Origin of the sequence: Dokdonia donghaensis DSW-1, from assembly GCF_001653755.1 — a bacterium.
Classification (GTDB): Bacteria; Bacteroidota; Bacteroidia; order Flavobacteriales; family Flavobacteriaceae; genus Dokdonia; species Dokdonia donghaensis.
Genome location: NZ_CP015125.1, coordinates 500,144 through 512,950 on the forward strand (window position 1 = coordinate 500,144; position 12,807 = coordinate 512,950).

Sequence of the window (12,807 nt, forward strand, 5' to 3'; positions counted from 1 at the left end):
ATTAAGCCTAGTATGGAGTTTTACTATAAATGCGGTTATTTTACGTCATCATATGTTTTCTATTTACCAGCACGCTACTGGCTCAACAAACTCGTACAGTAAAAGTTGCGACTAGAGATACTATTGTAATAGACTCTGTAAGTATTAATCCATCCCTTTTTAGTATAAAATCACTCACGGGTAAGACAGTAGACAGTTCTCTTTACACTATAGATTATGCTAAGAGTATTCTTTCGCTTAAAGCGAAAAAAACCACACTCCCAGACAGTCTAGAGATTACATACAAACTGTATCCAGATTTTCTCACTCGCCGCTACTCAAAATTTGACAAAAGTCAAATCGTAGAAAGCACTGGCGCTCTAGATAAACTTGTAAGCCTTGGTGTTGATAAAAGAAAAAATAGCGCTCTGCCCTTCTCTGGTCTTAACGTGAGCGGAAGCATTTTAAGAGGAGTCGCCGTGGGTAATAGTCAAAACAGTACGCTCAACTCCGAACTAGATTTACAAATAAGTGGTAAGCTTAGTGAGAAAGTTACTTTACGCGCTTCTTTACAAGATGCAAACATCCCAAGCCAGCAAGGAGGGTATTCTCAAAATCTGGACGAATTTGATCAAATATTTATTGAGCTCTTTTCAGACAATTGGAATATAAGAGCAGGAGATATAAATCTTCAAAACACAGATTCCTACTTTGGGCAGTTTACAAAAAAGATTCAGGGGCTCGCTTTGGGCGGCACTATAAATCATTCTGAAACAAAAAGCACAGACCTTTTTGGCTCCGGAGCGCTCGTGCGTGGAGTATTTACACAAAGTACATTTACGGGTCAAGAGGGTAATCAAGGACCTTATAAACTCACAGGGCCTAATGGCGAACTTTTTGTACTCGTGGTCTCTGGTAGCGAGACAGTTTATGTAAATGGCATCCCGCTGCAACGAGGAGAAAATGAAGATTATGTGATAGATTACAATGCTGGAGAAATACGTTTTAACGCTACATATCCCATCACAAGTGAGATGCGTATTAATGTAGAGTATCAATTTTCTGAGCGTAGATATACACGTGTGCTAGCCTATGCGGGAGGAAGCTTTCGCGAAAGCGATAACCTAAAAATTGCTGCTCACGTATATTCTGAAAGTGACATAAAAAACCAACCTTTACAACAAAACCTAACCACCGAACAAGTTGCCATTCTAGAAGCCGCAGGAGATAACACTGCCGAAATGGTAGCACCCAGCGCGGTACCCGACACCTTTGATACTAATAAAATACTATACCGGCAGATTATAGTAAATGGTGTAGAGGTCTTTGAGTTTAGCACAGACCCAGATGAGTCCCTTTTTCAAGTGCGATTTACTAATGTAGGTGTTAACCAGGGTGACTATGTTTTAAGTACTACAAACACATTACAACGCACCTTTGAGTACGTAGCTCCAGTAAATGGAGTGCCACAGGGGTCTTTTGCACCAGAAGTACAATTATTTTCACCCACGTTACTGCAACTAGGTGTTGTAAACGGTAGTTATACACCATCTGAGAAGACCATCATAAATTTTGAAGCTGCAGGGAGTAAAAATGACACTAACACATTTTCTACTCAAGATGATGGTGATAATAACGGCTATGCTTTACACCTTGATGTAAATCAACAGCTTATCAAAAAAGATAGCACAAGGCTTCTCAAAGCATTTGTAGATTGGGATTATATCCAAGAAGACTTTATAAATGTAGAGGGGCTTTATAATGTGGAGTTCAATCGTGATTGGAATTTGGAAAATTCGCTAGCAAATGCAAATGGACTCTTGCTAGGTACACAAAATTATAGCACAATAGGCCTTGACTATACAGATGTACAAAATGGCGCACTTACGTACACTTTTCAAAATCTACATTTTGATGGATACTATAACGGTTTGCGCCATCGTCTTTTAGGTAGATGGCAACTAGGAAGTCTAAAAACTACCGCAAACGCAAGTCTCCTGTCTACAGAAGATTTACTGCTCAGTACGAACTTTACACGGGTGAATGCACGAACTATTTATGACTTAAAAAATGCCTGGGTAGGCGGCTCTCTGCAACTAGAAGATAACTTACGTATTGCAAAAAGTAATGACTCTATCACACCAAATAGCCAGCGCTTTAATGAGTATGCCCTCTACACAGGTGTAGGAGACAGCACAAATATTTATGTAGAAGGAGGTTTTAAATACCGTACTAATGACAGCTTACGACTTAACAAAATAGAGCGTGTTAATACTTCAAAAACGTATTACCTAAAGTCACAGCTTCTTAAAAACGATAAAACAAACCTGTCCATCTTTGTAAACTACAGAAACCTCGTATACACAGACCAGCGAGAGAGTGAAAACTCACTTAACTCACGATTACTTTATGACCAGCGATTTGCAAATGATATCGTTAGGTTAAACACTGTTTATGAAACAAATAGTGGCACCCAACCTCAACAAGAATTTACCTATATACAGGTAGATGAGGGACAAGGCACACACACCTGGAATGATTATAATGCTGATGGTGTGCAAGAGCTAGATGAGTTTGAGATTGCACAGTTTCAAGATGAGGCAGATTATGTACGAGTTTTATTACCCAATCAGGTTTTTGTAAGAACACATCAAAACAGGTTAAGCCAGCAACTCACACTGCAGCCAGGCCAGTGGTCTGGACAGAAGGGTATTAAAAAATTCTTGTCACATTTTTATAACCAGACGAGTTATATACTTGACAAAAAGGTGTTGCGCCTTTCTAACGATTTTAGTCTGAACCCATTTAACGAAGATGAAAACGAGATAGGTGCCACCATAAACTTGAGAAACACGCTATTCTTTAACAGAGGTAAACAGCGGTATACCACCTCATATAGTTTTTTATCTAACACCTCAAAAACATTACTTTCTACCGGGTTGCAAGAAGGGAAATTACTCACACATCAACTTAACTTTTTACATAAGATTAAGGAGAGCTGGCTTTTTAATTTTAAAAGTAGCGTGGGAAGTACACAGAGTATCGCCGAAAATTTTGTTTCTCGTAACTTTGACATTGATAATAGTGGCTTTAATCCTAAGGTGTCATACCTTTTTGGAAAGCAATCTAGGGTATCATTGTTTTATGAATTTCAAAACAAAGAAAACCAGAGCGAGGGACAAGAAAGATTAGATCAGCAAAATCTTGGCATCTCATTTGCACTAGCAGATTTTGAAAAGATATCTGTTTCGGGTGAGATGAGATTTATAAATAATGATTTTCGCGGAAGCGCATTTAGTCCGGTAGCCTATCAAATTTTAGAAGGACTACAGCCAGGATCAAATTTTACGTGGAATGTAATCGCACAAAAAAGAATTACGAAGTTTTTAGATCTTAATGTCTCTTACTTTGGAAGAAAGAGTGAAGAAACTAGAACAATTCACACTGGTAACATACAGATAAAAGCGTTCTTCTAATTTTTTACGATATTTAAAGCACTAAAAACAACCTATTTATGAAAAAGAAGCTATTTATTACCGGTATTATCTTAGTGACAGGGCTTATGCTCGCGAGCTGCGGTCAAAAAGCTACTACTGAGGAAAAAGCAAAAGAAGAAACTACTATGTCATTTGATACTACAGGATACACATCTGGAACAATTGTACAATCTAAGGCAGAAGGTGATTGTGAGTGGACGATAAAGCTTAAAGACGGTCGCTTTTTAGACCCTATGGCTATAGATAAAGATTTTATGAAAGACGGTGCTACCGTATGGATCAAGTTTTTACCACAAAGACGTATGCAACGTTGTGACAAGGCGAGTCCTGTAGCGATAAGTGAAATAAAGTTAAGAGAGTAATCTTAACATTAAATTTAAAAGCCCCATTGTAAAAACAATGGGGCTTTTTTAATAATTAAAAATTACTAGCTTATTTTACTACTAATTTTTGAGTTCTAACAGATGTTCCGTCAATTGTTCCTACTTGAACAATGTAAACACCTTTAGATACATAATTCATATCAAGGTTATACGTGTAACGGTCACCCTGCTTAGTCATATTATAATAAAGAATTTCTTGACCTAGCATATTGTAAACTCTTAGGCCAGCTAGCTCTTCATAGCTTGTAATAAAGTTGATGTCAAAATTATTCTTTGATGATTCAACAATAGTAAAATCTGCCTGTGCAAATTCTTCGTCTTGAAGTCCTAACAGCATCCCGCTTATATTAACCGTGAAATCATTTGTTCTTCCAAATGCTAAGTCACCACAAGGGTCTGTCACATCTCCTGCTGTACTTTCATCTTCGCCACGCAAACGCATTTTATGCATTCCCGTTGTTAATGCTGGAAAATCGTTAAAATCAACAGTAAATTCAAAATCTGAATTTGCTGTTGCTACTTGCTCACTTGAGATAAGCTCATCATCTTCAAAAGCATTATTATCATTAAAATCTATCCAAAGTGCATAAATAGAATCGGCAAACCCCATTTGTAAGGTACCTACAAATGGATTTTCTTCTAATATGATATTAAATACAATATCAGAATTATCACTGTAACCTACAGAAGTTGCACTACAATCTACAGCAATATCTTGATCTGCCCACTGAAATTGTGTTACACCATCATTGAAACCATCACAATCAGATTCTGGTTGACATATAAAGTTACTTACTTCAAATGTAAAGTCATCATTAGTCTCATCTGCATCAGCAGCCATCTCAGTACCAGCAACTATTGTATAATCTCCAAGTTCTGAAAGGTCTATTGTAGCAGTAAAAGCATATGTTGTTGTTTCACCACTCGCTATAGATCCAGAAAAAGTCTCTTGTACTGCAGCTCCACCATCTAAGGTATAAAACACTGGTATTGAAGTTTGTGTTTCTCCTCCAAAGTTTTGTATAGTTACCGTTACAACTTCTGCATCCGACAATCCTGAACCTGACTCTGGCGTTGTAATAGCTATAACACCAGTATCTACCGGATTAAGATGAGTCACCTCTTTAGTAGTAGAATCATTTGAGTTATCTTCATCTGCTGCAAATGATGTAGAAGCTACGATAGAATACGTTTGACCTACTGCAGATAAATCTGCTTGGGTTGCAAAAGTAAATGTAGCCGAAGTAGCAGATGCAATTGTTCCGGTAAATGCCTCTGTCACTAAAGCTCCTCCATCTATTTGATAAGTTACATCAAACCCTGATTCATCATTTTCGCCAAAGTTAAAAATAGTTACAGTAACGTCTTCAGTTGCTGTTAGTGTACCCGTTACCGGTGTATCAATACTAGTTACTCCTAGATCATTTGGAAAGTTAGGTGCAATTTGAAAAACACCCAATACATTAGCACGTCCGTTCGCTCCTACATATTCATTTAAGAACCAAAATTCTTTACCGTTTACTGGATCTACATCCATCTTTCCGTAATCTCCATAACGTTCAGACCCAGGTATATTTCCTGATCCTTTTGCTATTAGTGTTTCTTCAACACTCATTGTACCTGGAGCATCTGCAGCATATCTTCCTGTATAATATGAACTTAATACTAAGTCCACACTTCCATCTGTAGGTGTGTCTGGTCCTGCCATAGCTGTATACCCTAAACCTATATTTCCTTGAGAGTCCATAGCCATACTACCGTGCCAAGCGTGTTTTCCGTCTGGAGCCGTATAAGTTCCTTCTTGGAATAAAGACCAAGCACCACCATCACTATCTTGTCTAAGCTCAATCCATCTTATACCAGCTAGCTCTGCAGCACTACCATCTGTATCTACTACAAAGTTAAATACCGCTGAATTGTGGTCTCCAAATTTTCTAAATTGTGCTTGATTCATAATTGTAGCTTGTAAAGCATCAATATCTTGACCTCCAGGCTGTGTTAGGTTTGCAAATGACCCATTATCAAATACAGATATAAAAGGAGCGGTTGATATTTCTAATGGAGCCGAAACTGTAGAATTTGCTGGCGTATCCCAGTCCATTGTCGCCTCCCATAGTTTTACGTGATCTGTTGTAACACCGCCCCAAGCGTCATCTTGAAGATATACAATAGGGCATCCTCCTGTTGTAGGGTGATTATCATCTGTAATATTAAGTGCTTGCGGACTATGGAAACCACTAGTTACAATGCCTGGCAGTTCAAAACCAGCCATCTGTGCAGCGGGATCTGGAGTTCCATCTCCTAAGAAGGCTCTCTCAAGAACCCATAGCTTAGTTGAGCCTCCAGTATTTTCAGTCACATAATACCCATCTCTCCAAACTGATAATTTATTATAATCTGAAATGTTTGGGAAGTTATAAACGGTCCATTCAGAGGTAACTGGATCTGGTCCATTTGAGATTGCTACTTGTACACCTCCTCCTAAAAATGAAACAACCCAGCGATCTGCAAGGTTATCATATGACACAGTAAGATCACAACATCCAGAAGCAGGAAATATATTGCCTGTTCCTAATTGTGCTGTTAATGGTGTCCCATCTTTGTCAAAAATCCTAAATCCTGTATTAAATACAGCAAAATAATGATTTGGACCTACTGCTCCAGACGGGTCTGTAGGTTGTGAGTTAGAAAGTGCCGTTTCTAGCACGAGACTTGGTGTTCTACCTTGTATCGTGTTTGTACTTCTATGCTGGCTTTGAGCAAGAACATCGTCTCCTGTAGATCCTTTGCCTGGCACTATTTCATATTTAGACGCACGTCCATCTTGGACAGGCCCTGGCTTATCAACAGAAGGAATAAGTTCTGAGCGTGACGCTATAGAAGGCATTTGGGTTACAGTAGCAGCAGTGGTAACGCTAAAGGGGCCAACTGGCTCCACTTGCTGAGCAGAAACTCCAAAGCCAAAGGCTAAGAGTGCAATGCACAACAGAAGGTTAATTTTTTTCATTGTGTAGTTTTTGGTTATATAAATAATTTGTTAAATAATTCCTAAAAATAACAAAAACACACCTTAAAGCATAAAAAAACGCCCATTAAATGGGCGTTTTAACAATGTATGCATAATAAACACTATGCTATCCAGTGCTTAAAATTTACTTCCTTATCAATTATTGCTGCGAGGTCTGTGATAAGAACACGCTTTTGTTCCATCGTATCTCTGTGGCGTATGGTCACCATTTTATCTTCTAGCGTGTCGTGATCAACAGTGATACAGAAAGGAGTTCCGTTTGCGTCTTGTCTTCTGTAACGCTTACCTACAGCATCTTTTTCATCATAAAATACATTAAAGTCATACTTAAGATCATCTATAATTTGCTTTGCTACCTCTGGTAAGCCATCTTTCTTTACAAGCGGAAATACAGCTGCTTTTATAGGCGCAAGTACAGCAGGTAATTTAAGTACTGTTCTTGTTGTGTTGTTTTCTAACTCTTCTTCAACCAGCGAATTAGAAAATACAGCTAGAAACATACGATCAAGACCTATTGAGGTTTCTAAAACATAAGGAGTATAACTCGCATTATCTTCGTGATCAAAATATTGTAGCTTTTTACCAGAGTGCTCTTCGTGTGCCTTAAGGTCAAAATCTGTGCGAGAGTGTATACCCTCTAGCTCTTTAAACCCAAAAGGGAATTTAAACTCAATATCTGCCGCAGCATCTGCATAGTGAGCCAGCTTCTCGTGATCGTGAAAACGGTAATTATCCTCTCCCATACCTAGAGATAAGTGCCACTTCATTCTGGCTTCTTTCCAGTGTTTATACCACTCCCCTTGTGTTCCAGGTTTTATAAAAAATTGCATCTCCATTTGCTCAAACTCTCGCATTCTAAAGATAAACTGTCTTGCAACAATCTCATTTCTAAAAGCCTTACCCGTTTGTGCAATTCCAAAAGGAATCTTCATACGTCCCGTTTTCTGAACGTTTAAGAAGTTTACAAAAATACCTTGAGCAGTTTCTGGTCGCAAGTAAAGATCCATAGCGCTCTCTGCACTAGCACCTAGCTTAGTTCCAAACATAAGGTTAAACTGTTTTACATCTGTCCAGTTTTTACTACCGCTTAGTGGGCAACCTATTTCTAACTCTTCTATGAGCAGTTTTACGTCTGCCAGGTCTTCTTTTTCTAGTGACTTACCTAGGCGAGATAAAATCGTATCTATCTTTTCTTGATACCCAAGTACACGTGGGTTTGTGCTTACAAACTCTTCTTTATTAAACGCATCCCCAAAACGCTTTTGAGCCTTTTTTACTTCCTTTTCGATTTTTGTTTCAATCTTAAGGCAGTAGTCTTCTACCAGCACATCTGCTCTGTAACGTTTTTTTGAATCCTTATTATCTATTAACGGATCACTAAAAGCGTCTACGTGACCAGAGGCTTTCCAGGTAGTAGGATGCATAAAGATTGCCGCGTCAAGACCCACTATATTATCGTGCATTTGCACCATAGATTTCCACCAGTAATCACGTATATTTTTCTTTAACTCTACACCGTTTTGACCGTAATCATAAACAGCACTTAATCCGTCATATATTTCGCTACTTTGAAAAACGTAGCCATATTCCTTTGCGTGGGAGATTACTTTTTTAAATTGATCGTCTTGTTGAGCCATAGTATGTAGATGGTTATGATACTGATGATTTATGTGGAGCTGTTTCCGCTTTCGCGAAAGCGTAATAAAAACCCTTTAAATCTCAATAATTGAGAGTAATATTTACTTATTTAACTAGGCGTAAAAATAGCAATCCATCTGTAGTTATGGAAATTGCAAGCAACCTATTTTAAGGTAAGGGTTGTAGAGAGCAACATTGCTTGATCGTGGAAAATGCGCACAGTATATGCACCTCTATCTATTTGCTGTACGGGAAGCACTAGCTCGCATATGGTATAGGCCTTATTTGAGTAAGGGATTTTAGTTTTTGTATTGTACACAATCTCTTCTCCACTAGGCCACTTTTCTGATCGCTCTACACCTAGCATTTTACCTTGCTCGTTAAGAACTTGCACATAAAAGATTTTATCACCTGCTACTGCCAGTTGATTATCATTTACCGTAAAACATACCTGTATCATCTCTACACGACTGGCGCGAGAGGTGATTACAAATTTACCACTGTTGCGTTGTATAACGCCGCGTGCAGCGAGGTTACTCACGGTGAGCTTTGCTCCTTGTGTGAGCCTGTCTGCAAGCTCTCTATTAGATTTTTGAATACTGTCTTGAGACTTTTTTGCATCATCTAGTGCTTTTTGTGTCTCTTGCTGGAGTGTTGCCAGCCTTTTGGTTTCTAGGGTAAGGCTGTCATTTTCGGTAATAAAGTACTCGCGCTCCCTACGTAGTTTTTGTATCTCGAGCTGAAATTGTCGCATCTTTGACCTAGTAACATCTTCTCCTTGAAGTGTCTTTTTGAGCTCTATAAGTCTTACTTGTGCTTGTTTGAGGTTTGCTTTTAACGCATCACGTTCTTCTAGCAGTGTGCTATATTTTGATATTTCTTGCTCAAGTTGCGTAGCTATTTGTGCTTTCTCTGTGAGTAATTGTGCTTCTCTCTTTTGAACCTCACTTTGAAAATCATACGTATAATACCCTAACCCAGCGACAACTAGACATAGTAGTATAACAAGAATTAGTAAAGTATTATTGGTACTTTTAGTACGCATAGATGGTCTATTATTCGCTCAAAGGCGTTAAATTAGAAAAAAAAAGTAAAACCTTGCTACAATCTTTACGATCTCTGTTTTTTCCTGAAAGTTGTAAATCTTGCGACAATGAGCTTCTTGAAGCAGAAAATATGATTTGCACACAATGTAGACATACACTCCCTCTTACAGATTTCCATAGGTACAACGACCCTGCAATAAAAAAAGTATTTTACGGACGTCTCAATCTAGAAGAAGCGACAGCCTTATTTTATTTTGAGAAAAAAGGTCCCGTACAAGAACTCTTACATAATTTAAAGTATAGAGGTCACAAAAACATAAGCAATTTTTTAGGCAACTGGCTAGGTGCAGACCTTGCTATTCTTGACAACTATAAAGAAATAGATTGTATAGTACCCGTACCTATACACCCTAAAAAGAAGAAAACGAGAGGGTACAATCAAGTAGCCGGTTTTGGTAAAGCACTTGCAACGTCACTTACTGCTACATATAGAGATGATGTGCTTATAAAGTCTAAAAACACGAAGACTCAAGTTTTTAAGGGCCGTTTTACTCGCAGTGACGAGATACTTGATGCTTTTACCGTGGCGATAGACAACTCTCTAGAAGGAAAACATATTTTACTATGTGATGACATACTCACTACGGGAGCCACGCTGGAGGCCTGCGCATTGCAGCTGCTTGAAATCCCTAATATTAAGTTAAGTATTGCGGTTATGGCAATAGCGCAATAGGTATTTCGTTTTGGGTAAATTAATTGTTTCTTTGCAAATAGATGAGAGATAACCCTTGGTATTTTATGAACTTAAAAAGAGCAACCGTTTTTGCTCTTGTAATTGTGGGTATGGCACTCACTCTGGTAAATTGTGCAAAACGCGGCTCACCAGATGGAGGACCTATGGATAGCCTACCTCCTGTGTTTGTAAAAGCGACGCCTCCTAACTTTACAACCAACTTTGATGGAGATGAGATACGCATCTACTTTGATGAATATGTAAAACTCAAAGACTTGCGCAAGCAGCTTATCATCTCGCCTCCTATTGTAAACAGAGTCATCTCACCGCAGGGATCTGCTTCAAAATATATCAAAATTGACATTCAAGATACGCTAGCCCCTAACACAACTTATGTATTTAACTTTGGACTAAGTATTGTAGATAATAATGAAGGAAACCCTTTCCCATCATTTAAATATGTGATGTCTACTGGAGACTATATAGATAGCCTTAAAGTATCTGGAAAAATTATAGATGCAGTGGCAGAAAAGCCAGACAATTTTGTAACTGTAATGCTTTACGAAGCAGATAGTACTTATACAGAATCAACGGTTTATAACAAACCTCCTCTATATGTTACTAATACGCTAGATAGTTTAGACACTTTTACACTAGACTACCTCAAGCCTGGAAAGTATGCGCTTATAGGTCTCAAAGATGAGGATGCAAACTATACCTTCCAGCCTAAAAAGGATAAAATTGCCTTTGTAGAAGAGTTTATTAATGTTCCTACAGACTCTTCTTATACTTTAAAGTTATTTACAGAGGCCCCTGCTTATAAAGTCTCAAGACCTAAGCACGCAGCAGAAGGTAGAATAGCCTTTGGAACCACGGGATATAGAGATAGTATTGCTATTAATCTTCTAACAGATGCAGGAGACAAGCACACCTCAAAAATTACTAAAAAAGGTGAAGACACCCTTTACTACTGGTACAAGCCTAAGCTGGCAATAGACTCTCTTATATTTAACGCTACTGCTCCTGGATACTCAGACACCTTACAAGCACGTATAAGAAAACCAAGGTTAGACTCGCTCTCATTTTCATCTAAGTACCGAAATGTAGTTTTATTTAATAAAGCTTATCGTATACAGAGTAATATCCCTATAGATAGCATAAACAAAGAGCTTATTACCGTTATAAAAGACTCTACAGAAATAGAGTTTGACTACGCCCTTGTAGAGAATAGTACAGCTATTGATTTTGACTTCAAAAAGGAAGAAAAAACGAGATATAGTATTACGGTCTTACCAAATGCGATTATAGATTACTTTGGACAAAAGAATGACACCTTGCGCTACAAAGCCCAAACTAAGGAAATAGGTGATTACGGTGATATAGAGCTCACACTAGTAAATGCACAAGCATTCCCATTTATTATACAGTTGCTAGATAGTCAAGAAAACGTGGTAGAAGAGCGCTTTAGTTCAAAAGAAACGGTATTTGAGTTTAAGCTTCTCAAACCTGGTAAGTATAAAGTGCGCCTTGTAGAAGATGCAAATAACAATAAAGTCTTTGACTCTGGTAACTTCTTACTAAAGAGACAGCCAGAAATTATAATTAACTACCCTGGTGAGATAGAGGTGAGGCCTAGCTGGTTTGCAAAGGAGCGATTTGAGCTACTTCCTAAAAAACAGCCACAAGAAATTCCTACCCCAGAGTAAATACATCTTTGTCTTGAAGAAACGGCAACTTTGCTCTTGTCTCTTTAATGTGATTTTTTGAAAGCGTAGCAAGCACTACCTTCTCTTCAACTCTTGCAATAGCCATAGTTTTGCCCAGCACATCATATGCAGCGGTGTGACCTACATAATTGAGATTATTTGCATCTGTACCTACTCGATTTACACCTATGGCATAGGCCATATTTTCTATAGCGCGCGCTTGTAATAAAGTATCCCACGCTCCTACTCTAGCCTCTGGCCAGTTTGCCACATATAAGACCACATCATAGCCTGAGGTATTTCTTGCAAACACAGGAAATCTCAAATCGTAACAAACTTGCAATAGTATTTTCCACCCTAGGTAGGTCACAGTGATGGGGGCATCACCAGCTTGATATTTTTCACCCTCGCCTGCCATATTAAAAGTGTGCCTTTTATTGTAATAATCTACCGTACCCTCTGGAGTTACAAATACAAAACGATTATAGTATAAATCGTTTTCCTCTATAATGAGACTACCACAAATAGCCGTTTTATATTTTTTTGCCTGTGCTTTCATCCACTGTACTGTGATGCCATCCATAGTCTCTGCTAGAGGTCCTGGATTCATAGAGAAACCGGTTGTAAACATTTCTGGCAAGATGGCGAGATCACAGTTTTCTGTTAATTGTGTAAAGTGCTTTTCAAAGGCTAAGCGATTTTGAGCGGGTTGCTCCCAGATTAAATCGCTCTGTATCATTGCCACATTAAGTTGATCTCTTTCCATAGCATAAAGATAAAACGTATGCCTATATAAA

The 12,807-nt window shown here is 38.4% G+C and carries 8 protein-coding genes; 4 read left to right on the forward strand and 4 right to left on the reverse strand.

The features are described 5' to 3' along the window. Positions 1 to 29: 29 nt before the first annotated feature. Both I597_RS02065 and I597_RS02070 read left to right on the forward strand, forming a co-directional pair. Positions 30 to 3,455, forward strand: coding sequence for a hypothetical protein (locus tag I597_RS02065; protein WP_035325919.1), 3,426 nt, complete (start codon positions 30 to 32; stop codon positions 3,453 to 3,455). Positions 3,456 to 3,493: 38 nt separating this feature from the next. Next, on the forward strand, positions 3,494 to 3,838 hold the full coding sequence (locus tag I597_RS02070; protein WP_035325921.1) for a hypothetical protein: 345 nt from the start codon (positions 3,494 to 3,496) through the stop codon (positions 3,836 to 3,838). Between the two features lie 70 nt (positions 3,839 to 3,908). Here the strand turns inward: I597_RS02070 and I597_RS02075 are convergent, their stop codons facing one another. From I597_RS02075 to I597_RS02085, 3 genes are all read right to left on the reverse strand, one after another. After that, positions 3,909 to 6,866: a GEVED domain-containing protein gene (locus tag I597_RS02075; RefSeq protein ID WP_052111826.1), complete on the reverse strand. Its 2,958-nt coding sequence runs from the start codon at positions 6,864 to 6,866 to the stop codon at positions 3,909 to 3,911. A gap of 122 nt (positions 6,867 to 6,988) precedes the next feature. Continuing rightward, positions 6,989 to 8,524: a glycine--tRNA ligase gene (locus tag I597_RS02080; protein ID WP_035325922.1), complete on the reverse strand. Its 1,536-nt coding sequence runs from the start codon at positions 8,522 to 8,524 to the stop codon at positions 6,989 to 6,991. Positions 8,525 to 8,688: 164 nt separating this feature from the next. Further along, complete coding sequence (locus I597_RS02085; RefSeq protein WP_035325924.1) at positions 8,689 to 9,570, reverse strand: hypothetical protein; 882 nt, start codon at positions 9,568 to 9,570, stop codon at positions 8,689 to 8,691. 131 nt (positions 9,571 to 9,701) lie between these two features. Between I597_RS02085 and I597_RS02090 the strand changes: the two genes are divergently transcribed. Both I597_RS02090 and I597_RS02095 read left to right on the forward strand, forming a co-directional pair. After that, complete coding sequence (locus I597_RS02090) at positions 9,702 to 10,304, forward strand: ComF family protein (RefSeq protein ID WP_316931558.1); 603 nt, start codon at positions 9,702 to 9,704, stop codon at positions 10,302 to 10,304. Between the two features lie 65 nt (positions 10,305 to 10,369). Further along, complete coding sequence (locus tag I597_RS02095) at positions 10,370 to 12,010, forward strand: Ig-like domain-containing domain (protein ID WP_063613092.1); 1,641 nt, start codon at positions 10,370 to 10,372, stop codon at positions 12,008 to 12,010. On the opposite strand, the gene I597_RS02100 is transcribed toward I597_RS02095, so the two are convergent. Further along, positions 11,997 to 12,776 (reverse strand): nitrilase family protein, encoded by a 780-nt coding sequence (locus tag I597_RS02100; protein WP_035325925.1) that lies wholly within the window; start codon positions 12,774 to 12,776, stop codon positions 11,997 to 11,999. The two genes, I597_RS02095 and I597_RS02100, sit on opposite strands and share 14 nt — an antisense overlap. Positions 12,777 to 12,807 lie beyond the last annotated feature (31 nt).